19 protein-coding genes are annotated in these 26453 nt (G+C 36.0%); 18 read left to right on the plus strand and 1 reads right to left on the minus strand.

Annotated elements, in window-relative coordinates; translation table 11 throughout:
* Positions 1 to 15: 15 nt before the first annotated feature.
* On the minus strand, positions 16 to 174 hold the full coding sequence (locus tag D2K60_RS20565) for a hypothetical protein (RefSeq protein WP_162880696.1): 159 nt from the start codon (positions 172 to 174) through the stop codon (positions 16 to 18).
* 356 nt (positions 175 to 530) lie between these two features.
* On the opposite strand from D2K60_RS20565, the gene D2K60_RS04595 reads away from it, so the two are divergent.
* The 18 genes from D2K60_RS04595 (at position 531) to D2K60_RS04680 (ending at position 26422) form a co-directional block, all read left to right on the plus strand.
* Positions 531 to 1550 (plus strand): ABC transporter permease, encoded by a 1020-nt coding sequence (locus tag D2K60_RS04595; RefSeq protein ID WP_117168796.1) that lies wholly within the window; start codon positions 531 to 533, stop codon positions 1548 to 1550.
* A gap of 74 nt (positions 1551 to 1624) precedes the next feature.
* Positions 1625 to 2509, plus strand: a complete 885-nt coding sequence (locus D2K60_RS04600) for a carbohydrate ABC transporter permease (RefSeq protein ID WP_117168797.1) — start codon at positions 1625 to 1627, stop codon at positions 2507 to 2509.
* 61 nt (positions 2510 to 2570) lie between these two features.
* On the plus strand, positions 2571 to 4241 hold the full coding sequence (locus tag D2K60_RS04605) for an ABC transporter substrate-binding protein (RefSeq protein ID WP_117168798.1): 1671 nt from the start codon (positions 2571 to 2573) through the stop codon (positions 4239 to 4241).
* A gap of 149 nt (positions 4242 to 4390) precedes the next feature.
* On the plus strand, positions 4391 to 5926 hold the full coding sequence (locus tag D2K60_RS04610) for a glycoside hydrolase family 43 protein (RefSeq protein ID WP_117168799.1): 1536 nt from the start codon (positions 4391 to 4393) through the stop codon (positions 5924 to 5926).
* A 456-nt stretch (positions 5927 to 6382) separates the two neighbouring features.
* Positions 6383 to 8053, plus strand: coding sequence for an ABC transporter substrate-binding protein (locus tag D2K60_RS04615; protein ID WP_117168800.1), 1671 nt, complete (start codon positions 6383 to 6385; stop codon positions 8051 to 8053).
* Positions 8054 to 8125: 72 nt separating this feature from the next.
* A complete protein-coding gene (locus D2K60_RS04620; protein WP_117168801.1) occupies positions 8126 to 9046 on the plus strand; it encodes an ROK family protein in 921 nt (306 codons plus the stop codon).
* Positions 9043 to 11073: a beta-galactosidase gene (locus D2K60_RS04625; RefSeq protein ID WP_117168802.1), complete on the plus strand. Its 2031-nt coding sequence runs from the start codon at positions 9043 to 9045 to the stop codon at positions 11071 to 11073. Before D2K60_RS04620 ends, D2K60_RS04625 begins: the two co-directional genes overlap by 4 nt.
* A 14-nt stretch (positions 11074 to 11087) precedes the next feature.
* A complete protein-coding gene (gene yicI / locus D2K60_RS04630) occupies positions 11088 to 13403 on the plus strand; it encodes an alpha-xylosidase (RefSeq protein ID WP_117168803.1) in 2316 nt (771 codons plus the stop codon).
* Between the two features lie 174 nt (positions 13404 to 13577).
* Entirely contained in the window at positions 13578 to 14192 is a 615-nt protein-coding gene (locus D2K60_RS04635; RefSeq protein WP_117168804.1) for a type 2 periplasmic-binding domain-containing protein, read from the plus strand.
* A 199-nt stretch (positions 14193 to 14391) separates the two neighbouring features.
* Complete coding sequence (gene secA, locus D2K60_RS04640) at positions 14392 to 16899, plus strand: preprotein translocase subunit SecA (protein WP_117168805.1); 2508 nt, start codon at positions 14392 to 14394, stop codon at positions 16897 to 16899.
* Positions 16900 to 16990: 91 nt separating this feature from the next.
* Positions 16991 to 18092 (plus strand): peptide chain release factor 2 gene (gene prfB, locus D2K60_RS04645; RefSeq protein ID WP_117168806.1). Its coding sequence is split into 2 segments (ribosomal slippage): positions 16991 to 17062 and positions 17064 to 18092, totalling 1101 coding nucleotides; the frame shifts between segments, so codons are not numbered across the junction.
* Between the two features lie 322 nt (positions 18093 to 18414).
* Positions 18415 to 19281 carry a YitT family protein gene (locus tag D2K60_RS04650; RefSeq protein ID WP_117168807.1) on the plus strand — a complete coding sequence of 289 codons (867 nt, stop codon included), beginning with the start codon at positions 18415 to 18417 and terminating at the stop codon, positions 19279 to 19281.
* 388 nt (positions 19282 to 19669) lie between these two features.
* Positions 19670 to 20356, plus strand: a complete 687-nt coding sequence (gene ftsE / locus D2K60_RS04655) for a cell division ATP-binding protein FtsE (protein ID WP_117168808.1) — start codon at positions 19670 to 19672, stop codon at positions 20354 to 20356.
* Positions 20346 to 21239 (plus strand): permease-like cell division protein FtsX, encoded by an 894-nt coding sequence (gene ftsX / locus D2K60_RS04660; protein WP_117168809.1) that lies wholly within the window; start codon positions 20346 to 20348, stop codon positions 21237 to 21239. The genes ftsE and ftsX overlap by 11 nt, the downstream gene beginning before the upstream one ends.
* Before the next feature lie 77 nt (positions 21240 to 21316).
* Positions 21317 to 22711, plus strand: a complete 1395-nt coding sequence (locus D2K60_RS04665; protein WP_117168810.1) for a murein hydrolase activator EnvC family protein — start codon at positions 21317 to 21319, stop codon at positions 22709 to 22711.
* 138 nt (positions 22712 to 22849) lie between these two features.
* Positions 22850 to 24331, plus strand: a complete 1482-nt coding sequence (locus D2K60_RS04670) for a S41 family peptidase (protein ID WP_117169108.1) — start codon at positions 22850 to 22852, stop codon at positions 24329 to 24331.
* A gap of 141 nt (positions 24332 to 24472) precedes the next feature.
* The gene (locus tag D2K60_RS04675) at positions 24473 to 25669 is read left to right on the plus strand and encodes a PDZ domain-containing protein (RefSeq protein ID WP_240335240.1); all 1197 of its coding nucleotides are present in this window, start codon (positions 24473 to 24475) and stop codon (positions 25667 to 25669) included.
* A gap of 105 nt (positions 25670 to 25774) precedes the next feature.
* Positions 25775 to 26422 carry a GTP pyrophosphokinase gene (locus D2K60_RS04680; RefSeq protein WP_117168812.1) on the plus strand — a complete coding sequence of 216 codons (648 nt, stop codon included), beginning with the start codon at positions 25775 to 25777 and terminating at the stop codon, positions 26420 to 26422.
* Positions 26423 to 26453: the final 31 nt, after the last annotated feature.

The raw sequence follows: 26453 nt of genomic DNA on the forward strand, positions 1-26453 counted from the left end.
CGTACTTTACTTAACTTACTGGTGCTTATGTTGAACTAGATCAACTAATATCATAAAGTCATTGCGACTCTCCTCGAAAATTAAGAAGCCATTTTCTCGTGGGTTGTGCCGCTGTCGAAGCATTCCTTGTCCTGCATGAACAGCAAGTAATGCAGATCCACTTGGAAGGCGCACTTTGGACCTGCGGTTACTGTCTACCGGAAACATTTACTGATCCGAGTTAGCGCCGTTGAACTGTGATTACTCGTCCCATCAATGTGATCCGCCTGTGGAAAGTGTGCCAATTTCACTTGTGAAGCGCGTCAAGAAATTCTGTACGTCGAAGTTATGCATTTTCACTGAAAATTAATACGTAATGCATTGATTGTTCTTGAAATCAAGGTATTTTTATTACATTAAAATCAAGACCTCTTGTTTTTACATGATTTTATGTCCTTATTGTTCTGTTTTTATTGAAAGCGTTTACTTATATAATGAGAATAGAAAGAAAAGGTACTTCTACTCATCAAGCAGTAAGGAGAGAATTTAAAATGAGTAAACATGTGAAAGCAAGTGGAGAACAAGCGAACCTAGCTGTTGAAACAGCCAATGTCAAGATTGGGTTAGATAAAAAGACAAAACAACCACAGCTTCAACCCAAAAAGAAGGGCTTTTGGAAAAGAGTCAACAATCAGAAGGCATTAATTTTGATGGCATTACCATTTATACTTTGGTTATTTGTTTTTAAATATATACCAATCGCAGGGTGGACAATGGCGTTTCAGGATTATAAACCACAGAATGGTTTATTTGATCAAGAATGGGTAGGGCTCGAGCACTTTAAAGATTTATTTAATGAACCAATGTTCTATCAAGCTTTAGAAAACACATTGGGCATGGGGATTTTAGGAATAATATTTGGTACATTATCCGCAATTATTTTTGCATTATTACTGAATGAAATGCGATTTCAAAAATTCAAGAAGTTTACACAGACGGTATCTTATCTACCGCACTTTGTATCTTGGGTTATTGTAGCGAATATCGTAACGACCATGCTATCACAAGATGGACCGATCAATGCAGTATTAATGGGTTTAAATATTATTGATGGGCCAATCAGCTTTATGTCCAATCCTGATATGTTCTGGGGCATTATAACTGTATCGGATGTTTGGAAAGAAATGGGTTGGAATGCAATTATTTACTTCGCTGCAATGGCAGGTGTTGACCCGCAGCTATATGAAGCTGCAAAAGTAGATGGTGCCAGCAGGTTTCGCCAAATGTGGCACATTACATTACCGAGTATTCGCCCAGTTATTATCGTTCTACTAATTCTAAGCATTGGAAACTTAATTAACATAGGTTTTGAAAAACAAATGCTATTAGGAAATAACGTTGTTGCGAATAAAGCACTAGTTATTGATTTATACGCCCTAGATTATGGTATAGGGATGTTCCGTTATTCCTTTGGTACAGCAATCGGTATATTTAAATCTGTGATAAGTATTATCCTGATTTTAATAGCAAATGGTTTTGCCAAACGGATAGGTGAAGGAAGAGTATTTTAATCCAACTTTTTTAGTTTTAGTTTATGAATAGGTAATCTTTCATACCAAGGCACATTATGGAAAGGAGAAACACCATGGCTAAGAAAAAGTTTACAATGTTTGATATTTTACTATTAATCTTAATGTTCTTTGTGCTTGTCCTAACACTCTATCCATTTTTAAATATATTAGCAATCTCATTAAATAATGCGATAGATACTGCTAGAGGCGGGATTAATATATGGCCAAGAGAATTTACATTTGCAAATTACACTGAAATTTTTGGTAGTAATGATCGACTGTTACAAGCACTATTTATGTCGATTTTAAGAACTGTAGTTGGTACAGTAACAGGTATCATCGCCAGCACTATGCTAGCTTACACGCTTAGTCGTCGCGATTTTATTTTTAACAAACAAGTGGGTTTCTTGCTCGTAATTACGATGTTTATCAGTGGAGGATTAATTCCTGATTATATGTTAATTAGAGAGCTTGGCTTAATTAATGACTTTATGGTGTATATTTTACCATTACTGATTACAGCATTTAATGTCATTATTATCCGGTCCTTTATGGACAACATACCAATGGCTTTGACAGAATCAGCAAAAATTGATGGTGCAAATGATTTTACTATTTTCTGGCGCATAGTGATTCCATTGAGTTTACCAGTTATCGCAACGATCGCTCTTTTCTTAGCGGTAGGGCAATGGAATATGTGGTTTGATACGTATTTATACGCTAGATCAAGTGATAACTTAACAACCTTGCAGTTCGAGTTAATGAAAATACTAGATAATGCTAACATCTCAGGTGGAGATGTCACCTCTCAAAATGCAGAGGTTTTAGCAGGTCAAACAAATCCACAATCTATCAAAATGGCAATCACTATTATTGCTACAGTACCAATTTTATTGGTGTACCCATTCTTACAAAGGTATTTCGTTACAGGACTTACTTTAGGTGCTGTGAAAAGTTAAGCATGATATTAATGAAAATTAATATAAAGTATCCACTTACAAAAAATGGAGGGAAAATGTGATGAAAAAGCATTTATTTATACTGATTTTCATGTTTATTTTCAGCACGCTTATCTTGGCTGGGTGTAGTGATGATTCTTCTAGTTCTTCAGATGAATCAGATAATGGAAATAGCTCAGATGAACCAATTACATTATCATTATTTAATGCAGATGGAGAAGCAAAGGAGTTTGATGATCCTATTGCACAAAAAATCACAGAAGAAACAGGAATCAAATTGGATTTTGATTATCCAGTAGGTGGAAATGATGAAGCGATTCCATTAATGATTGCAAGTGGTGATTATCCGGATATGATTTTTGCGAAAGGTGATATCGGCAAGCTAATTGACGCGGGAGGTGTTATTAAATTAGATGAATTGATCGAGGAAAAAGGTGATAATTTAAAAGCAATGTATGGGGATCAAATTGATCGTTTACGTAATTCGAGTGATGATCCCAGTATTTATACTGTTGGAACGTATCCTGTTGAAAATGCTTACTGGCAAACTAGCGGATCTTTCCAAATTCAATTAGATGTATTACGTGAATTAGGCTATCCAGAAATAAACACATTAGAAGAATTTGAAGAAGCAATCACAGAATACTATGAAATGTATCCTGAGATTGATGGTCAAAAAACGTTACCTTTATCACTGTTAGGTAGTGACTGGCGCTGGTTAATTACAGTAGGTGACCCTGCAGGTGCTATAGCTGGATTTCCAGGAGATGGCCAATGGCAGATTGATGATGATACAGGAGAAGCAACATACAAATTCTTGAAACCTGAAATTAAAGAGTATTTTAAATGGTTAAATGGTATGAATGCAAAAGGTTTATTAGATCCAGAATCATTTACACATACGTATGATACGTATATTTCCAAACTTTCATCTGGTCGTGTGCTAAGTGTTGCTGACCAAGATTGGGATATTGCGGATGCTGATAAAGCATTGGTTACAGACGGAAAAGAAGAAAGAACATATGCACCACTTCCTGTAACGCTTGGTTCTGACGTACAATCACAAGCATTAAAAGATTATGGGTTTGCAGGTGGTTGGGGAATTGCGATTTCATCAACAAGTGACCATCAAGATGAGGCATTCGAGTTTTTAAATTGGATGGCATCAGAAGAGGCACAGGTTCTTGCTAATTGGGGCATCGAGGGTGAGAATTATGACATTGTTGATGGAAAACGTGTGATGCAAGAAGATGATCGTGAACGTATGAATTCTGATGCGGATTATGGGAAACAAACTGGTGTAGGTTATTATGTGCACCCGTTCCCTCAAATGGGTATTGGTGCAGTGGACTCTGGTGGTCAACCAATCACACCGAACTCTGAAGAAGATATTATCGCTAACTATAATGATGTAGAAAAAGAAGTATTAGCTGAATATGGTATGGATAACTGGATTGATTGGTTTCCTGCAACAGAAGAATTAGATGTGTCTAACCACGGCCAAGCTTGGAACTATACAATTCCATCAGGCAGTGACCTTCAAATTATCCAGCAAAAAGCGGATGATTTAACACAGCAACGTGTTACTCAAGCAATTTTAGCTGATCCGAGTGAATTTGATGAAATCTGGACTGGTATGATTAAAGAATTAGAAGCAATGGATATTGAAACAGCAAATGAAGAAATGACACAAATGACATTAGATGTAATGGAACTTTGGGGAACTAAGTAACAAGTATACAAAAACAAGTCTCTATTCTAAAATGTCCTCTAGATAGGATATTTTAAAAAACTTGCAACATTAAAGAGATGATTTCTGTATTACTAAGAAGTCATCTTTTTGTATTAAATAAATAAGACAGATCATAATGGAGGGAAATAATGAGATACGAAAATCCGATTATAAAAGGGTTCCATCCCGATCCTTCAATCTGTAAAGCTGGTGACAGTTACTTTTTGGTTACATCCAGTTTTGAATATCTTCCTGGAGTTCCGTTGTTCCATAGTAAAGATTTAGTTAACTGGAATCAGATTGGTCACTGTTTAACAAGACAATCACAAATAGATTTACGTAATTGCCATTGCTCTGGGGGTATATATGCACCTACGATCCGTTACCATGATAAAACATTTTATATGATTACTACATGTATGACAGAAAGCAGTTTTAAGAAGGGAAACTTTATTGTAAGTGCGTCTGATCCTAGGGGAGATTGGTCAGAGCCAGTTTGGGTAAAGAGGATTGGAATAGATCCATCGTTATACTGGGAAGATGGACGAACCTTTATGCAACTTGCTATAACCGATGAGTCAGGACCAGCAATAGAACAGTTCGAAATTAATATAGAAACAGGGGATATTATAGGGGAGTCCCAAATTATTAGTAGAGGAACTGGCGGAAGAGACTTAGAAGCGCCACATATGTATAAAATCAACGGATATTATTATTTAATGGTAGCAGAAGGCGGGACAAGAGACGGACATATGGTTAAAATTATGCGAAGTGATACGTTATGGGGTCCGTTTGAATCTTGTCCGCATAATCCGATCTTATCAAATCGCGACTATGCATCAGAACAGTTACAATCTGTAGGTCATGGAGATTTAATAGAAGATAACGATGGTAACTGGTGGATTGTTGCATTAGCAACAAGACCAGTAGAACTTAGACACGTACTAGGTAGGGAAACGATACTTATGCCAATTATTTGGTCAAAAGATGGATGGCCAATAGTAAAAGATAACCGTGCTCTAATTGAAGTGGATTCAGACCTATATACGCCAAATATAGAAAAAGAACAAAAAACAAAATTGATTCTTGATGATTTTAATGAAGACTCGTTAGCTCCATGTTATAACACTATGAGAGAATTTATTACTGATAACTACTCTTTATCAGATAGAAAAGGATACCTTTCTTTAAGGGGAAAGGAATGGTCTTTAAATGATTTAGAAGCAAGTACCTTTATTGGTAGAAGGCAAGAAGAGTATCATTTTAATATAGAAACAAAGTTAAGTTTTGCTCCTACTGCACCAAATGAAGAGGCTGGATTAGTCGTCTATATGGATAATAAACATCATATGGATTTAGTAGTTACGATTAGGAAGGGGGAAAAAGTAGTTTTATTGCGTAAAAATGTTGCTGATATTCAGGTGGAAACAGAGGGGTTGATAGTAAGTCAAGAAACTTCAGATATCTATCTAAGCATAATAGGAGACACCAAGAAATACTATTTTTCATGTTGGACAAGTAAAGAAGAGCTTCACTCAGTTGGAAGTACAATGGTGAAGCATCTGGCATCAGAATGTACAAATTCTGCATTTACAGGAGTTTATATAGGGATGTATGCTAGTGGAAATGGTAAAAACACACAAACTGCAGCGCATTTTGATTATTTTAAAATGGAGAATATCTGATTGTAATTGAAGCTGCTTGAAATAGCAATATTTAAGTAATGGTAAAAATAGAATATTCATATAAAGTAAATATTATAGAATTAATAAGAGTGAATGAAGCACCTTTTTGATTCAATCGACACTATGGATCTGAATGCATGCTCTTAGTCATTTAAACTTCCAGATTAAGTATTATCTCTATAATCATTTTTATGGTCATATTCATTCATTTAGTTTCAAGAGAGTCACCTCTTCTTTTTACATGATTTTATGTCTTGATTGTTCTGTATTTTTTGAAAGCGATTACTTATATAATAAAGATATAAATAACAGCTAACAAATCAAGGTCGTCTGCTCGGTTCTCGGTAAGCAGAGTAAGATAGGAGTAAATACAATAATATAGACGCATAAAAGGCTAATTAGATTATTATTAATGAAAGTTAATATAAATAACAACGACAACTTGGAGGAGAAAATATGAAAAAAAATCTATTGCTATTATTTTTGATGTTCGTCATAGGAACTGTAATTCTTGCAGGATGCAGTGACGACTCGTCAAGTTCATCAGACGATTCAAATGATGGAGGAAATTCGGATGAACCAGTAACACTTACATTCTTTAGTGCTGACGGGGAAGAAAAGGAATTTAATGATCCCGTAGCTCAAAAGATCACAGAAGAAACAGGAGTGAAATTAGATATTGATTATCCAGTTGGTGGAAATGATGAAACAATTCCATTAATGATAGCAAGTGGTGACTATCCAGATTTAATTTATGCGAAAGGTGATATCGGCAAATTAATTGACGCTGGTGGTGTTATTAAATTAGATGAGTTGATTGAAGAAAAAGGCGATAATTTAAAAGCACTATATGGTGATGATTTAAATCGTTTACGTAATACGCTAGATGATCCAAGCATATATACAGTAGGGACGTATGGTGTAGAAAATGCATATTGGGCTACGAGTGGTACGTTCCAACTGCAGTTAGATGTCCTACGTGAATTAGGATATCCAGAAATTGATACGTTAGACGAATTTGAAGCTGCACTGACAGAATACTACGAAATGTATCCGGAAATTGATGGACAAAAAACGTTACCTTTATCCTTATTAGGTAGTGATTGGCGTTGGTTGATTACTGTAGGTAATCCAGCAGGTTTTGCAGCAGGTCTTGAGGATAATGGCCAATGGGCAGTTGATAATGAAACGGGAGAAACAACTTACAAGTTTTTACTTCCAGAAATGAAGGAATATTTTGAGTGGTTGAATGGAATGAATGCCAAAGGATTATTAGACCCAGAATCGTTCACCCAAACGTATGATACGTATATTTCTAAGCTATCATCTGGTCGTGTACTAAGTATTGCTGACCAAGATTGGAATATCGGAGATGCGGATAAAGCATTAGTATCAGACGGAAGAGAAGAGAGAACGTATGCACCATTACCTGTAACACTTGGTGATGACTATCAATCTAAAGGATTACAAGACTATGGTTTTGCTGGTGGATGGGGTATTGCAATCTCTTCTACAAGTGAACATCAAGATGAAGCATTTGGATTTTTAGATTGGATGGCATCAGAAGAAGCCCAAATTCTTGTTAACTGGGGTATCGAAGGTGAAAACTATGACATAGTTGACGGTAAACGCGTGATGAAAGAAGAAGACCGTGAGCGTATGAACGCAGATAGTGAATATGGCAAAGAAACGGGCGTAGGATATTATGTCTATCCATTCCCACAAATGGGTAACGGTGCAGTTGATTCGAATGGTCAATCGATTACGCCAAATTCAGAACAAGATATTATTGACAACTTCAATAGTGTAGAAAAAGAAGTTTTAGCAGAGTATGGCATGACTAATTGGATTGAATGGTTCCCTGCAACAGAAGACTTAGGCGTTACAAAACATGGTACTGTTGCAAACTATACAATTCCATCTGGTAGTGATGTTCAAATTATTCAGCAAAAAGCGGATGATTTAACAGAACAAAGTATTACTCAAGCAATTTTAGCTGATCCAGCTGAATTTGACGAGATGTGGGAGAACATGATTAAAGATCTAGAAGCAATGGATATTGAAAAGGCAAATGAAGATATGACGCAGATGACAAAAGATGTTATCGAACTTTGGGAAACCAATTAATAGAAAATATAACAAGCCTGTTTCCAATCGGATGCGGGCTTGTATTTTAAAAAAAAGAAAGATGGGATTCAAATGAAAACAAAACTCTATTTGTGTTTTGATGTCGGTGGAACAAACGTTAAATACGGCCTATTAACTGCTGAAGGGAAGTTCATTAACAAATCGAGTTATCCAACTAGAAAAGAAACAGCTGAGCAATTCATAGATGATATGGTAAATGTAATTAATGAGATAACAACGACTAATCAAATTGAAAAGATAGCAATTAGTTTTCCAGGATTTATTGATCCAAGCACTGGATATGCAGCATTAGCAGGTGCAATTGATGTTCTAGATGGAACGAATATTATAACTTTACTAAATCAAAAAACTACTCTGCCAATTATCATAGAAAATGATGCGAATTGTGCTACACTAGCTGAGAAGCACAGTGGAAACGCTATCAATTGTGACGACTTTATTTGTATGACAATTGGAACTGGAATCGGTGGCGGGATTTTTATTAATGGTGATATTTTACATGGTCATGCTTTTCAGGCAGGTGAGTTTGGTCTAATGACGGTAAATGGTTTAGACGATGGTTATCAGAATTTGCATGACATTGCCTCAACGAGTGCCTTAATTAATAACTACAAAAAAATAAAAAAGATTGATATAAAAACGCTAATTGAAGGTGAAAAGGTATTCGAAGACGCACGGATTGATCCTGAAGTTGAAGCCATGCTTGATCGCTGGTTTTCTTATGTAAGTGCAGGTGTATTCAATTTAGTTGCTACATTAAATCCAGAAAAGATTTTAATTGGTGGTGCAATTAGTGTAAGAGAAGACTTGTACGAACGAATCAACGACAAATTAAATCAAATTTATAATTGGAAGGATATTAAAGTTCCAATCGAAGCTTGTTATCATCACAATAATGCAGGACTTTTAGGTGCGCTGTATCAAGCAGTTCAGTCGGATCAAAAAAATCAAATCAAGGAGGAATTGAATTGATAAATAAAGCATTACCAAAGATTTGGTACGGTGGAGATTATAACCCAGAGCAATGGAATAAAGAAACATGGTCTGAAGATGAACGAATGTTTACATTGGCGGGTATTGATGTTGCAACAATCAATGTTTTTTCTTGGGCACTTAACCAACCGTCTGAGAATACATATGATTTTACTTGGCTCGATGAAACGATTGATCGTCTATATGAAAAAAATGTCTTTGTTTGTTTAGCTACAAGTACAGCTGCACACCCGGCATGGATGGCGAAGCGTTATCCCGATGTAAGGCGAGTTGATTTTGAAGGAAGAAAGCGCCAATTTGGTGGTAGACATAACTCCTGTCCGAATAGTCCAACATATCGAAAATATGCAAGTCGTATGGCAGAGAAGTTAGCTGAACGCTATCAAAATCATCCAGCTGTTTTAATATGGCATGTTTCAAATGAATATGGTGGTTACTGTTATTGTGATAATTGCCAAAAGGAATTTCACGTTTGGCTTAAAGACCGCTATCATACACTTGATGCAGTTAATCAGGCGTGGAATACGACGTTTTGGGGTCATACATTTTACGAGTGGGATGAAATAGTCGTACCAAATGGTTTAAGTGAAGAATGGGAACATGGCAATAATACGAACTTTCAAGGAATTTCATTAGATTATCGTCGTTTTCAATCGGATAGTCTGCTAGATGTGTTTAAGCTAGAACGCGATCAATTAAAAAAACATACACCAGATATTCCAGTTACAACAAATTTAATGGGCTTATACCCAGAACTAGATTATTTTAAGTGGGGAAAAGAAATGGATGTTGTATCGTGGGATAACTATCCATCAATTGACACACCAGTTAGCATGACAGCAATGACGCACGATTTAATGCGAGGGTTGAAAAGTGGTCAACCATTTATGTTGATGGAGCAAACACCTAGTCAACAAAACTGGCAAGCATTTAATGCACTAAAGCGACCTGGCGTAATGCGTCTTTGGAGCTACCAAGCAGTTGCCCATGGCGCGGATACAGTGATGTTTTTTCAATTACGACGTTCCCGTGGCGCAACCGAGAAGTATCATGGTGCAGTGATTGAACATGTTGGGCATGAACACACGAGAGTATTTAAAGAAAGTGCTGCAGTGGGTGAAGAATTAGGTATTCTTTCTGATCAGATTATTGATAGTCGGACGGATGCAAAAGTTGCAATCGTGTTTGATTGGGAAAATCGCTGGGCTATTAATTTATCAAGTGGACCGTCCGTAGCACTCGATTACGTGAAGGAAGTGCATAAATATTATGACGCCTTTTATCAAAAAAACATTCCAGTTGATATCATCGGAGTAGAGGAAGACTTAAGCCAATATCAAGTCGTGATTGCACCTGTTTTATATATGATCAAAGAAGGTCACGCGAATCGTTTGAAGAAATTCGTTCGAGATGGCGGTACATTTGTTACAACATTTTTTAGTGGCATTGTAGATGAGAACGATTTGGTGACACTTGGTGGTTATCCTGGTGAACTTCGTGAATTAGTCGGAATATGGTCAGAAGAAATAGATGCATTAGAACCGTCACATACAAATGAAATAGTATTTGATACAAGTATTGGAGCATTGAAAGGCTCATACACATGTAACGTTTTATTTGATTTAATACATGCAGAAGGTGCTGAAGTTCTAGCAACCTATGGGTCTGATTTTTATCAAGGAATGCCGGTGTTAACCAAGAATACGTTTGGCCAAGGAAATGCCTATTATGTAGCTTCAAGTCCTGATCAGACATTTATTCGTGATTTTGTTGAAAATATCTGTACAGATATGGATATAAAAGCATTGATGGTATCCGCCGATGGTGTGGAAGTAACGGAGCGTGTGAAGGAAGAGACTTCATACTTGTTTATAATAAATCATAATCCAGAAGAAGCAAGCTTTGAAGCTGGAGAAACAGTATATATCGATCTGATTACAAACAATACCTATACCGGAACAAATAAAATTAAAGCACGAGATGTGCTCATTTTAAAACAACAATAAAGGAGTTTTAATAGATGAAATTTACAGATGGAAATTGGCTTGAAAGAGAAGGGTATCAGATTAACTTTCCTAGAGTCGTTCATGAAGTTATTGAAGAAGAGAATGCAGTTACATTATATGCCCCGTGTAAATTTATAAACCATCGCGGGGATACGCTAGATGGACCATTACTTACTATTAAACTATCAGCACCAATCGATAACGTTGTACGGGTGCAAACTTGGCATTTCAAAGGTGGAAAAGAAAAATATCCAAATTTTGATGTGAAAGAGGAACTAAAATCAATCGATCTTATTTCAGAAAAAGAAAGACTATCTTTTTCTAGTGGAGATTTAAAACTGACAATTAATAAGGATGTATTTGGTCTAGTTTTTGAAAATGCTGTTGGAAAATTAACGGCAGTTGACAGTAAAAGTTTAGCATGGATTGAAGGACCAGAAGGAAAAACCTTCATGCGTGGACAGTTAGGTTTAGGTGTTGGTGAGAATTTATATGGTTTAGGCGAACGTTTCACACCATATATAAAAAATGGTCAGTCAGTAGATAGTTGGAATAAAGATGGTGGAACGAGTTCGGAACAGTCGTATAAGAATATTCCATTCTACTTAAGTAGCAAGGGCTATGGCGTGTTCGTTAATCATCCAGAAGAAGTAAGCTTTGAGCTTGGGTCTGAATTAGTATCCCGTTCTCAATTCAGTGTAGAGGGAGAGTATTTGGATTATTATTTCATTAATGGTCCAACACCAAAAGAAGTGGTAAGTCGCTATACAGCACTTACTGGCACACCAGCATTGCCACCAGCATGGTCTTTTGGACTATGGCTATCGACGTCATTTACTACTGATTATAATGAAGAAACGGTTACCCACTTTGTTGATGGTATGGAAGAGAGAGGGATTCCGTTAAGCGTTTTTCATTTTGATTGTTTTTGGATGAAAGAATTTGAATGGAGTAATTTTATCTGGGACAGACGTAATTTCCCAGATCCTGAAGGAATGCTAAAACGACTGAAAGATAAGGGGTTAAAGATTTGTGTTTGGATTAATCCGTATATTGCACAGAAGTCGGAGTTATTTGAAGAAGCACGCCTTAACGGTTATTTATTGAAAAAAGAAAATGGGGATGTTTGGCAATGGGATCGTTGGCAAGCTGGTATGGGAATTGTCGACTTTACGAATCCAGACGCAGCAAAATGGTTTCAATCCAAATTAAAAGTACTTATTGATATGGGAGTGGATTCATTCAAAACAGATTTTGGTGAAAGAATTCCTACAGATGTGGTATATTATGATGGATCAGATCCTCAGAAAATGCATAACTATTATGCCTATCAATATAATGAAGTAGTATATGATTTGTTAAAAGAAGAAAAAGGATCAGAAGAAGCGGTTGTATTCGCCCGTTCAGCTACAACAGGAGCACAGAAATTCCCAGTACATTGGGGTGGAGATTGTGATTCAACTTACGAGGCGATGGCTGAAAGTTTACGTGGTGGCTTATCATTAACAACATCTGGATTTGGTTATTGGAGTCATGATATTGGAGGCTTTGAAAATACGGCAACTCCTGATGTATTTAAAAGATGGACTGCATTTGGTTTATTATCAAGTCACAGCCGTTTTCATGGTAGTTCATCTTATCGTGTACCATGGAATTTTGATGACGAGGCAGTAGCTGTTGCACGCCATTTTACAAGATTGAAAAATAGCTTAATGCCATATTTGTATGGGCAAGCAGTAGCAAATAGTAAGACTGGTGTTCCGGTCATGCGATCGATGTTGCTTGAATTTCCAGAAGATCCACTTTGTGAAACGCTTGATCGTCAATACATGTTAGGAGACTCGATTTTAGTTGCACCAATTTTCAATGAAGAGGGACTTGGTTCGTTTTATTTACCAAAAGGAACGTGGACACATCTTTTAACTGGTGAAGAAGTAGAAGGCGGGAAATGGATCAAACAAAACTATGACTATTTTAATCTGCCATTGTTTGTTCGTGAAAATACTCTTTTACCAATTGGCCTAAATGTTGAAAAACCAGCTTATGATTACGAGATGGATGTTACTTTTCAGGTATATCAGGTTAAGGACGGTTCTAAAGTTGAGAAAAGCATCTATGATACATCCGGTAAATCTATCGGCTCGGTTACTGTTTCACGCGTAGGCGAGAGGTTAGAGTTTGAAACTGATTTGATCGAAAAGCCTTATCATATAAAGGTGATAGGAGCAAAAGACAGTATTTCTACATCTAATGGAAGTATCAATTCAGATCCACAAGGTGTAATTGTCTCACCAGAAGTTGGAACTACCAAATTATCTATTACTCTGTAATATTTTAAAAATTTCTAGTATTCAATAGGGAGTCTATAAATTTCAATATCTTATCTGATTCTGATGCGTCATCAACTGGTTTAGCTTACGATGCCAATAGCTATTGTTCGCGCATCAGAAAACAGACAAAGTATGTATCTCATGTTTCAATTTTTTCGTTTGGGAGAGGTATCCATGAAGCGACTAATCGCCACTTTAAGGACAATGTCAAGTAAGAAAGAACAAATAGATTACATATGGGAGTATTATAAGTTACATATAATTGGGAGTATTTCTGCTATTATATTTCTCGGAATTATGGTAGGTAATATTTTTGATGAAGAAGAAAAAGTATTTGAGGTAATGGTAGTAAGTGAAGCGAGTTTATCTGTGATCGAACAAGTCGAAGAAGATCTATCAGATCATACATTTGATGCCTTTACACTATTCTTTGAATACATTCAACACAAAGGTGGGAAAGTCGAAGAAAGTGCCTATCAACAAATGCAAAAAATGTCTGCAGCTCTCTCTGTTGGCCAAATCGATATCATCATAACGGACAAGGCACTTGCAAAGCAGTTAATAGAAGAAGATCTATTTCTTCCTCTGTCTGAGGTGATTGATTTGAATCAGATCAATCAAGAAGACTATCAATTAGCTGATTTCGAAACAAATGAAATATATGGGATAAGCACAAAAAATGCAGCTTACTTGGATGCTCCAACTTTTGATGATACATTTATTCTCGTACCAGCTACCTCTAGAAATCAAGAATATGTCCAGGAAGTAATAGATGTGTTATTACCCTAAATAGTAAAAAAAATAAAACGAAATAATTAGAAGTAGTGACTGCTAAAAAAGCAAAAGTCACTACTTTTTAAATTTTAACCATCCTAATTTTTTCAATTCTTGTCATTACTAAATGCTAGTGTTATGATTGAAAATAGACGAATAGTATCATGATATAATTTAAAAAAAGAACATTTTATACAATAGAGGAGCGTATGACATGCGTGGATTACTAAAAAAGGTTTTTGACGGTAACCAGCGACAACTTAATCAATTGCAAAAAACAGTTGATGAAATAGAAGCAATGGAACCAGAAATTCAAAAATTATCTGATAAGGAAATAAGTGAGAAAACGGCAGAGTTTCAAAAGCGTTATCAAGATGGAGAAACTTTAGATGATTTATTAGTAGAATCCTATGCAGTTGTAAGAGAAGCTGCAAAGCGTGTACTAAATATGCGCCCATTCTCTGTTCAGTTATTAGGCGCTTTAGTATTGCATCAAGGTGATATTGCTGAGATGAAGACAGGTGAAGGTAAAACATTAGCTTCTACCATGCCCGCATATCTAAATGCTATATCTGGTAAAGGTGTACACATTATCACAGTCAATGAGTATTTGGCTGAACGTGACGCACGTGAAATGGGTGCACTATTCACATACCTCGGTATGACTGTTGGACTAAACATAAATAGCTTAACAAAAGAAGAGAAAAGGGCAGCATATTTAGCAGACATTACTTATGGAACAAATAACGAATTTGGCTTTGATTATTTAAGGGATAATATGGTGCTATATAAGGAACAAATGGTCCAGCGTCCATTGCCTTTTGCTATTATTGATGAGGTCGATTCCATTTTAATTGATGAAGCACGTACACCGTTAATTATTTCTGGATCTGCTCGTAAGTCTGCAAGCCTTTATAATCAAGCAAACGCATTTATTGGTGGACTTAAGGATGAAACGGATTACACATATGATGAGAAAACAAAAGGTGTGCAATTAACAGAAGAAGGTATTAATAAAGCAGAACGCTTTTTCAATATTGAAAACTTATTTGATCTTAATCATGTAACATTAACACATCATATCAACCAAGCATTAAAAGCAACTGTGGCGATGCAACGTGATATGGATTACGTGATCGAAGAAGAACAAGTTGTGATTGTTGACCAATTTACAGGCCGTTTAATGAAAGGTCGTCGATATAGTGATGGTCTACACCAAGCAATCGAGGCTAAAGAAGGCTTACAGATTCAAAATGAAAGCATGACACTTGCTTCTATTACATTTCAAAACTTTTTTAGAATGTACGATAAGTTAGCTGGTATGACAGGTACAGCAAAAACGGAAGAAGAAGAGTTTCGCAATATATATAACATGGTTGTACTTTCAATTCCAACTAACCGTGAAATTGTCCGTGATGACAAAGCAGATTTAATATTTAAATCAATAGATGGTAAATACCAAGCTGTAGTTGAGGACATTAAAGAACGTTATGAAGCAGGTCAACCAGTATTAGTTGGTACTGTCGCGGTAGAAACATCTGAGGTAATATCAAAGTACCTTAAAAAAGCTGGCGTAAAGCATAATGTATTAAACGCGAAGAACCACTATCGTGAAGCAGAAATCATTGAAAATGCCGGACAATTTGGCGCAGTCACAATTGCTACAAATATGGCTGGTCGTGGTACGGATATCAAACTAGGTGAAGGTGTAATTGAACGTGGTGGATTAGCTGTTATTGGAACAGAACGTCACGAATCTCGCCGTATTGATAACCAGTTACGTGGTCGTTCTGGTCGTCAAGGTGATCCGGGTATTACACGATTTTATTTATCAATGGAAGACGAATTGATGCGTCGATTCGGTTCTGACAATATGCGTGCAATGATGGATCGTTTTGGCATGGATGATAGCCAACCAATTGAAAGTAAAGTTGTATCTCGTGCGGTTGAATCTGCGCAAAAACGTGTAGAAGGTAATAACTTCGATGCACGTAAAACAGTTCTATCTTATGATGATGTTTTGCGTGAGCAACGTGAAATTATTTATAAACAACGTTTTGATGTGATAGATTCTGATAATTTACGTGATATTATTGAAGAGATGATTAAAACGGTAGTAGGACAAACCGTGCATGCGCATACGCAAGATGATGACCCAGAGAAATGGGCAACACAAACGATCATAGAATATGTCCATGCTAATTTAGTTGAAGAGAACTATTTAGTGGAGGAAGATCTAAAAGGTAAAGAACAACAAGAAATAATCGATTTCATCCTTGAAAAAGTGGATGAAAAGTATGATAAAAAAGAAGAAGAACTTACACCAGATCAAATGCGTGAGTTTGAAAAAGTTATTGTACTTCGAACAGTTGATACAAAATGGATGGATCACATTGATCAAATGGATCAGCTTCGTCAAGGTATTCATCTACGTGCTTATGGGCAAAATGATCCATTGCGCGAATATCAAATGGAAGGCTTTGCGATGTTTGAACAGATGGTTGAATCCATTAATGAAGAAGTTGCGCGTTATGTAATGAAAGCACAAGTGCGTGAAAACTTAAAACGTCAAGAAGTAGCAAAAGATGCGACAGCCGTTTCAGGTGATCAAGAGAAGAAGAAAAAGAAAAAGCAACCATTTATTAAAGCTGAAAGTGTAGGGCGTAACGATCCTTGTCCTTGTGGAAGTGGTAAAAAGTATAAACTTTGTCATGGTAAGTGATGCAATTAGATGGAGAGACACTTCCGTAACTGGAAGTGTCTTGTCTATGTGTTAATGGTAGAGAAATGAATGATTATAAGAGGTGTAAAAAATGGAATTAGCAGAGATAAGACATGAATTAGATAGTATTGAGAAACAATTAACAGACTTTAGGGGGTCTCTTTGACTTAGAAGAGAAGCGTACGCGCATTGCAGAGTTAGAAAATCAAATGTCAGAGCCTGGCTTTTGGGATAGCCAAGAAACCGCACAAAAGGTTATTGCTGCTGTAAATGAATTAAAAGAGTTTGTTCATACCTTTGATCAGCATGTGGAAAGTTTAGAAAATGTTGTGCTTTCATATGAGCTTGTTAAAGAAGAAAATGATGAAGAGTTACGAGCAGACTTGGAAAAAGAAGTGCAAGCATTGAGTGAAGCGCTGAAACAGTTTGAATTATTTATGTTACTTAGTGAACCATATGATAAAAACAATGCGATTTTAGAATTACACCCAGGTGCAGGTGGTACAGAATCACAAGATTGGGCTAGCATGTTACTTCGAATGTACACCCGTTGGGCAGACTCAAGAGGATTTAAAGTCGAAACATTAGACTATCTACCTGGCGAGGAAGCTGGGGTGAAAAGTGTGACATTATTAATTAAAGGTCATAATGCTTATGGTTATTTGAAGGCAGAAAAAGGTGTCCATCGCTTGGTTCGTATCTCACCATTTGATGCCTCAGGTAGACGCCATACATCGTTTGTATCCTGTGATATTATGCCGGAATTAGATGATGATATTGATATTGAAATTAATACAGAAGATATTAAAGTTGATACGTACCGTGCTAGTGGTGCTGGTGGTCAGCATATCAATACGACTGATTCAGCAGTTCGAATTACGCACTTACCAACTAATTCTGTTGTGACATGTCAGGCAGAACGTTCACAAATTAAGAACCGTGATCAAGCAATGAAGATGTTGAGAGCAAAGTTATATCAATTACAAATTGAAAAACAACAGTCCGAATTAGATGAAATTAGAGGCGAACAAAAAGAAATCGGTTGGGGAAGTCAAATACGCTCCTATGTATTCCATCCTTATTCTATGGTGAAGGATCACCGTACGAATATGGAAGTTGGTAACACGAACGGTGTAATGGACGGGGACATCAATCCATTTATTGATGCGTACCTACGTTCACAAATGAATTAACTAGTTTTCAAAGAGAGATGCTTTAGCTAAAGATTAGCTGAAGCATCTCTTTTAATTCCTACTGTTTTCTTTTGAGAAAGATCACTACGCATTCCACGGGTCCAAGCTCGAGAATGCTAGAAAAAACTAACCACTAAACTTCCAATATTCCATCATTCAAATAGATTAACCCGACTAATACGAATGGAAAATAGACTTTACGCTACATCACGCTAGTACTATACTCTACTAAAAATGGTTGTCCTCTTATTAGAAACAATGATATAATCCTTAAGGTTGAAAATGACGGATAGTAATGTAGAAAGTTCGAGGTGTTGTTATTATGATCGCAAAATATAGACGGGAACCGGTACCGATAGTTTTTATTCATATTTTAGAATATAGCTATGTAATAATAGGTGCATTTTTAGTCGCTATCGCATTTAATTTATTTCTTTTACCAAATGAAGTTGCTTCTGGTGGAGTAGCAGGAATAAGTACGATTACGAAATCAATTTTTGGTTGGGAACCATCATTGGTCCAATGGGCCATAAATATTCCGCTCTTTATCATTGGCTTTCTAATACTTGGAAGTAAGTTTGGCTTAAAAACCTTAGTTGGAACGATTGTTTTGCCCCTATTTGTATTCGTAACAAATGATTGGAGTGCAGCCACGCCAGATCCATTATTAGGTGCAATATTTGGTGGCATGAGTGCTGGTCTTGGAATAGGAATTGTATTTCGTGGCAAAGCGTCTACTGGAGGAATTGATCTAGCAGCACAAGTACTGCATAAGTATTTTCCACTACCTCTAGGTATATGTGTTGCTCTATTTGATGGACTAATTGTAATATCTGCCATATTTGTTTTTTCTGTAGAACAAGGGTTATACGCATTAATTGGTTTATTTGTCACAAGTCGTACGATTGACTTCGTTCAAGTTGGTTTTAATACGTCAAAGAATATTATGATCATAACAGATCAAGTCGAAGAAGTTCGTCAAGTTCTATTAAAAGACATAGATCGTGGTGTAACTGTTTGGAATGCTGAAGGTGGTTATACCAAAGAAGAACGCAAAATAATTATGTGTGTCGTTGCTCAAAATGAATTTAGTAAAGTGACGCAAATGGTGCGACGCGTTGATTCAAAAGCTTTCGTAGTTGCGATGAATGCGAGCGAAGTACTCGGAGAAGGATTCAAAAATACATGATTATAGTTACTAGTTACGCAACTTTCGCACAAAAAAGCGCTAATCGTTGACTGTACTAAGTTTAGATATAGCTGTTATATAGCCTGACAGTCTTTAAAAAGCCTGTTTCACTCTGTGAAAGTTGAAATAGTAATATAAGAAGATTCTACTTTCGAGCAGAATCTTCTTTTTATTTTAATTATAGTCTAGTAAAGGAGTGGTAACTACTTTCGCGAATTTTGTAATTTTTAACAGGGTTTGAAATGAAAATGTAATAAAAAATGTCTAAAAAAAGTGAAAATAGATGTTATAATGAACAGGATCAAATATTTTGATAGAGACTGTAACTATCATTTGGTAACAGTTTCTTACATCGAGAAAATAAACTTATAATAAAGGTGATAAAAATATGATACAAATGCAAGGTGTATATAAAACTTATCCTAATGGTGTTACGGCACTAAATGGTATAGATATAGCAATAGAACCAGGTGAATTTGTTTACGTTGTAGGCCCAAGTGGTGCTGGTAAATCAACATTTATTAAACTGATTTTCCGTGAAGTATTAGCCTCAAAAGGATTAATAAAAGTTAACAGTAAAGATATCTCGAAAATGAAACGAAAACATATCCCCTACTTACGAAGAGATATTGGTGTTGTCTACCAAGATTTTAAACTACTACCAAAACTCACAGTCTATGAAAATATAGCTTTTGCTTTAGAAGTATTAGAAGAGTCACCACGTGGTATTCGTAAACGTGTGATGGAAGTTCTTGACTTAGTTGGTTTAAAAAATAAGGCGCGTTTCATTCCTGATGAACTTTCAGGTGGGGAACAACAGAGGATTTCTATTGCCAGGGCAATTGTGAATTACCCTAAATTAGTAATTGCGGACGAACCAACAGGTAATCTAGATCCGGAAACATCTTGGGAAATTATGAAAATACTGGAAGAAATTAATGCAACGGGTACAACCATTATTATGGCTACCCATAGTAAAGAAATCGTCAACACGATAAAAAAACGCGTAATTGCCATTGAAGATGGCTTAGTTGTACGTGATCAACATCGAGGTGAATACGGCTATGAGATTTAATACAATAAAAAGACATCTTCGTGAAGGTACGAAAAACATCTGGCGTAATGGTTGGATGACCATTGCTTCTGTCGGTGCAGTAACTACGACATTAATTTTAGTTGGTGCATTTTTAGCACTCATGCTTAACTTGAATCATGTCGCTGATAATTTAGAAGAAGACGTTGAAATTAAGGTTTTAGTCGAACTAACTGCGGATGAAGAAGAAGTCGAAGCTGTGGGTGACCAGATAGGTGAAATTCCAGAAGTAGAGACTGTTGACTTCGCAACAAAAGAGGAAGAGTTAGAAAGCCTGATATCAAGTATGGGCGAAGAGGGTGGAGCATGGGAATTATATGAACAAGATAATCCTTTAAATAATGCGTACATCATTAAAACGACAGATCCACAAGAAACTTTGACAATTGCAAAAGAAATTGAGGAAATAGAGAACGTTGAAAAAGTGAATTTTGGACAAGATGTTGTGCAAACTTTGTTTAAATTTAATGAGTATGCTCGAAATATTGGGCTTGTCCTAATCTTAGGGTTGGTATTCACGGCAATCTTCTTAATCTCAAACACAATAAAGATCACAATAATGGCACGTAGTAAAGAGATTGGTGTTATGAAATTAGTTGGAGCTACAAACGGATTCATTCGCTGGCCGTTCTTTGTAGAAGGTCTTTTACTGGGTGTACTAGGAAGTATTATTCCTGTGGCGGTTTTATTAACAGGTTATTACTATCTAGATGCGAATGCTGCATCAATTAATCAATTTAGTTTTCTAGAGATATTACCATTTTCACCATTTGCATGGCAGCTAGCGCTACTGGTGTTAGCAATTGGAGCAGCAATAGGTATTTGGGGAAGCGTTATGAGTGTTCGGAAGTTTCTAAAAGTATAAATCTCTTTTTAAGAGATTTATACTTACATAGTTTATCGAAACTGCAAATCTAGTTTACAAGAGGAGGATATTTCACCATGAAAAAAGTTATCACAAGCCTTTTTATTCTTACAACCATAGTTGGATTAACGATATCACCAGTAGCTGCAGAAGATATCTCTAGTTTGAATGAGAAGTTGAATGAACTAGAGAGTGAAAAGAGTAATATAGATGAAGAGTCTGGAAGTATTTCGAGTGAAGCAGAAGAAGCGGAAGAAAATATTGCTGAAAATGAAGCTGAACAGGGTGAAGTAACTAGTGAAATAGATACAATAAATGCTGATTTAGAAGCAACGCAATCAAAATTAGCTAGCAAAGAGAGTGAAATTTCGACTACTAACGAAGAAATTAGTAGTACGGAAACGGAAATAGAAGAAACAGAAGAAGAAATAATTCAATTAAATGAAGAAATTGAAATCCTAGAAGAACGAATAGCAGAAAGAGAAAAGCTATTAAAAAATAGATTGCGAGCGATTCAACAAAATGGTGGCGATATTAGTTATTTGGAAGTATTGATGGGCGCTCAAGACTTTGGCGATTTTTTAAACCGTGCAACAGCAGTGACGAAGATCATGGATCAAGATCAAAGTATCATGGAAGCACATCAAGCTGATAAAGAAGATATGCAAACTAAAAAAGTGGCAGTAGAAGATAAAAAAGCACAATTAGAAGATGATAAAGCGAATTTAGAAGATAAAAAAGCGAATTTAGTTGTTCAAAAACAGGATCTTGAATCTATTCAAGCAACTCTAGATAGCCAAATGGCAGAAAAAGAGACATTAATGGTCGATTTAGAAGATAAGCATAGCGAATTAGAAGAATATACGATGACATTAGCAGAACAGCAACAAACATTAAATGATCAAGCCTCTATTATTGCTAATGCGATGAAAGAAGCGGAATCAAAAAAACAAGAATTACAACAATTAGCTGAGGAAAAAGCTAAAGAAGAGGCAGCGGCGGCAGCAGAAAATAATAGCAATTCAAGTGGTGGAGGTGGAAGTTCTAGTTCAACTCCAGCCCCATCAACTGGTAATAGTAATGCTGCATTTATAATGCCTGCATCAGGAACACATACGTCTCCTTATGGCTATCGAAGCTTTAATGGTGGCGGCATGCACTATGGCTTAGATATTGCAAATGGCGTCGGTACACCAATAAAGGCTGCAGCTTCAGGTGTAGTTACGAGAGCTAACTATTCTTCAAGTTTTGGTAACGTTGTTTATATTTACCATCCGGACTTGAATCTAACTACTGTATATGCACACTTAAGTAGTATTGGTGTATCACTAAGACAAAATGTATCACAAGGATCAACGATTGGCGGAATGGGTAATACAGGTAACTCATTTGGAAGTCACTTGCACTTTGAAGTACACAATGGTGGATGGAGTTATCATGGTGCCATCAATCCATCACCATATTTACCATAATAAATACACATCTTTTTCTAATAAAAGCATAATCTAAATAAACAAAGGCATCGCACGAAATGTTGTGGTGCCTTTTTGTGTCATACATATGGTACACTAGGAAAATAATTATTGAACAAAAAAATCGGGGTGAAAAAAGTGCAAATCAAAAAAAATTATCTTGTTCTAATTATTATTGGAGCAGTACTTATTGGTGGAGTAGGTACTTTCTTTAGTATGCAATTGTTACAAGAAACAGTGTTAAATGAGCAAAATATTGATTCAGAAAATTTTGTTGATCTATCTGAGGACGAGCAACAAGAAATTCTAAATGATGCCGGAGAATCAACTACTTTTTCAAAAGTTATGCAAGCATACAGTGTCATACAGGACAACTATTTAGAAGAGGCTGATCAAGATCAGTTGATTGAAGGTGCTGTTGAAGGTATGCTGGCAACTTTAGATGACCCATATAGTGTTTATATGGACCAAGAAACGATGGATCAATTTAATGAACAGATTGAATCTTCCTTTGAAGGTATTGGAGCAGAAGTTAGCATGGTTGATGGTAAAGTTACCATTGTTGCACCGATAAAAGATTCTCCTGCGGAACAAGCAGGTTTAAAGCCAAATGATCAAATACTAAAAGTTGATGACGAGAGTATCGAAGGTCTTGACTTATATGATGCTGTTTCCAAGATTCGTGGGGAACAAGGTTCAGAAGTAACATTAGAAATCCAACGGCCTGGCGCTACAAATACAATCAAAATTGAATTAACAAGAGACGATATTCCACTGGAAACGGTCTACGCAGAAACAACTGAAGTGGACGGTAAAACAGCTGGAATCATTGAAATCACTTCTTTTTCTGAAGATACTGCTGATCGATTTGAAGAGGAGCTAACCAAATTAGAAGATGAAGGTATCGAAGGTTTAGTAATCGATGTAAGAGGAAATCCAGGTGGCTTATTACCTTCTATTCAAGAAATACTGAAAAACTTTATACAGAAAGACACACCATATATGCAAGTGGAAGATGGAGAAGGAAATAAAGAACGATATTTCTCTGAATTAGATAATGCAAAAGATTATCCGATTAGTGTCTTAATAGATGAAGGTAGCGCATCAGCTTCTGAGATCTTAGCAATTTCAATGAAAGAAGCAGGAAATGCAGAAATAGTTGGGGCAACAAGTTTTGGAAAAGGCACGGTACAACAAACTATCCCAATGGGAGACGGTAGTACAATTAAGTTAACATTGTTTAAATGGTTATCTCCAGAAGGAAACTGGATTCATGAAAAGGGAGTTGAACCGACAATAGAGGTAAAACAACCTGCATATTTTTATGCGAATCCAATTCAAACAGAGGAAACCTATTCATACAATGATAGTAATGAAAACATTGAGAATGCACAAATTATGCTTGAGGGATTAGGTTATAAGCCAAATCGAGAAGATGGCTACTTTAGTCGTGATACACAAACAGCAGTAGAACAGTATCAAGCAGAAAACGACTTAGAAGTAACTGGTGAGATTGATCAAGCAACCGCTGAGAAATTACAGACAAGTGTAATTGAGAAAATAAGAAGCGGTGAAGAGGATACGCAACAAGAAAAAGCATTAGAAGTATTATTTGATTAAACAAAATGTGAGCAATTCTTTTATGAGGTTATTTTATTCATAAGGGAATTGCTTAATCTTTTCTTAAATAAGCAGGAATTCATCATCTTTTATCGAATTATACTAGATAGAGTACTAATAAGACTTAGAAGTGGAAGGGGTGTGCAAAAAAATATGGAGACTTGGCTAATTGAGATAGCAAAAGGTATTGGAAAGCTTTTTTTGAATCCATTGATATATTGGTTTTTTATTATTGCATTCATAGCATCATTTACCCGGATTAAGAAGGAACGGAAAAACTTCGGTACGAAAATATTTAGTTTGTTTGATGAATTACGCTACACGTGGAAAACATCACTTATATTTGGGTTCGTCTTATCTTTAGGTATGATACTTATTGGTGCTTCACTTCATTATCTAATGATAGCAGGACTTGTTTTGTTTACTGTACTATTTTCGATTGGTAAAAAATTCACGTGGTTATCGGCAGCTTATACATTTGGATTTACCTACATAGCATTGCTCTTTTCTCCATATTTCATATCCTATCTGCCTTCTTCATGGAATACAGAGATAAAAGACTTTCAGTGGCTGATATTTACAACGTTAATGGGAATCTTTATCTTAATTGAAGCGATTAAAATGATACGTATTCAACAAGATGAAACTTTTCCTGAATTAAAAAAAGGTAGTCGAGGCAAATTGGTGGGACAGCATCGCCTAAAAAAGATAATGCTTATACCTTTCATAAGTTTATTACCTGCGGGATTAATCACTCCTTTTGCAGATTGGTGGCCACTATTTTCTATAGGTGAGACGGAATTTGGGCTTATAATTATCCCTGTGATAATAGGTTTTGAACATGTAGTAAGAGGCTCAATGCCAACAAAATCGATCCGTGCATTTGGCCAATCTTTATTAATATTAGGACTAATCGTTATTGGATTTTCGATAGCTGGCTATTATATAACTATTTTTACGTTAATAAGTGTTGTTATCGCAATTATTGGTCGTGAGTTACTTGCACTACAATTTCGACTACGTGATTTAAAAAAACCTACTTATTTTGCAGTAGAGGAGAGCGAATTAAAGGTTCTAGGAATTATTCCAGGGTCACCAGCTGAGAATATTGGATTAATGATTGGCGAAAAAATCATTAAGGTAAATGGACAACCTGTTTCAAGCGAGCAAGCATTCTATGAGGCACTTCAGCTAAACAGTGCATATTGCAAACTTGATATTCGAGATGAAAGAGGCGAAATCAGGTTTGCACAGCGCGCCCTATATCAAGGAGAACATTATGAATTAGGGATTATTTTTCCTCGGGAGACAGCATGGAAATTTCAAAAGGCTGAATAAAATAATCTTCATATAAATTTAATGAAATTTCCATCATTTTGCCGTTAATTCAAGTTATAATTACTTAGTAATATAACTTGAGTGCCTTATGAAAGGTTGAGCGGAATGAATGCTTTACAAAAACGTTTTAATGATTGGAAAAATGGTTTACTAGTTTATAAATTTGCTTTGGATGAAATTGATACAAAATTAAGTATATTGAGTGAAGAGTTTGAATTCATTCATAACCACAATCCAATGGAGCATGTTAAATCGAGATTAAAAGAACCTAATAGTATTATGGACAAGTTAAAAAGAAAAGGATTAGAAGTCACTTTATTTAATGCTAGAGAGCATGTACGTGATATTGCTGGTGTTCGCGTGACTTGTTCATTTGTTGCGGATATTTATAAAGTTTATCATATGCTTAGCAAGCAGGATGATATTAAAGTACTTGAAGTAAAGGATTATATTAACTACCCGAAACCAAATGGTTATCGTAGTTTTCATCTAATTGTTGAAGTACCTGTTTTTCTTGCTAGTTCCACTGAACGTGTTCCAGTAGAAATACAAATACGTACGATAGCGATGGATACGTGGGCAAGTTTGGAACATAAAATCTTTTATAAATATGATCAAGAAATTCCAGAAGAATTAAAAGACGAATTAAAGCAAGCGGCAGATACAGTAAGAGCACTTGATGATAAAATGGAAAGTATTCATACGCGAGTTGAAAAGGAAAAACATAAAGTAACACCAACTATATTGAAATAAAAACAGACACGTATGCAATCATGATTGTATG

Source organism: Paraliobacillus sediminis (assembly GCF_003426055.1).

Bases quoted from the DNA above. Each gene is read 5' to 3' on its own strand.
- yicI (WP_117168803.1), top strand. From the start codon at position 11,088: ATGAAATTTACAGATGGAAATTGGCTTGAAAGAGAAGGGTATCAGATT.
- D2K60_RS04650 (WP_117168807.1), top strand. From the start codon at position 18,415: ATGATCGCAAAATATAGACGGGAACCGGTACCGATAGTTTTTATTCAT.
- D2K60_RS04620 (WP_117168801.1), top strand. From the start codon at position 8,126: ATGAAAACAAAACTCTATTTGTGTTTTGATGTCGGTGGAACAAACGTT.
- D2K60_RS04665 (WP_117168810.1), top strand. From the start codon at position 21,317: ATGAAAAAAGTTATCACAAGCCTTTTTATTCTTACAACCATAGTTGGA.
- D2K60_RS04615 (WP_117168800.1), top strand. From the start codon at position 6,383: ATGAAAAAAAATCTATTGCTATTATTTTTGATGTTCGTCATAGGAACT.
- ftsX (WP_117168809.1), top strand. From the start codon at position 20,346: ATGAGATTTAATACAATAAAAAGACATCTTCGTGAAGGTACGAAAAAC.
- D2K60_RS04610 (WP_117168799.1), top strand. From the start codon at position 4,391: ATGAGATACGAAAATCCGATTATAAAAGGGTTCCATCCCGATCCTTCA.
- D2K60_RS04635 (WP_117168804.1), top strand. From the start codon at position 13,578: ATGAAGCGACTAATCGCCACTTTAAGGACAATGTCAAGTAAGAAAGAA.
- D2K60_RS04605 (WP_117168798.1), top strand. From the start codon at position 2,571: ATGAAAAAGCATTTATTTATACTGATTTTCATGTTTATTTTCAGCACG.
- secA (WP_117168805.1), top strand. From the start codon at position 14,392: ATGCGTGGATTACTAAAAAAGGTTTTTGACGGTAACCAGCGACAACTT.
- ftsE (WP_117168808.1), top strand. From the start codon at position 19,670: ATGATACAAATGCAAGGTGTATATAAAACTTATCCTAATGGTGTTACG.
- D2K60_RS04680 (WP_117168812.1), top strand. From the start codon at position 25,775: ATGAATGCTTTACAAAAACGTTTTAATGATTGGAAAAATGGTTTACTA.
- D2K60_RS04595 (WP_117168796.1), top strand. From the start codon at position 531: ATGAGTAAACATGTGAAAGCAAGTGGAGAACAAGCGAACCTAGCTGTT.
- D2K60_RS04600 (WP_117168797.1), top strand. From the start codon at position 1,625: ATGGCTAAGAAAAAGTTTACAATGTTTGATATTTTACTATTAATCTTA.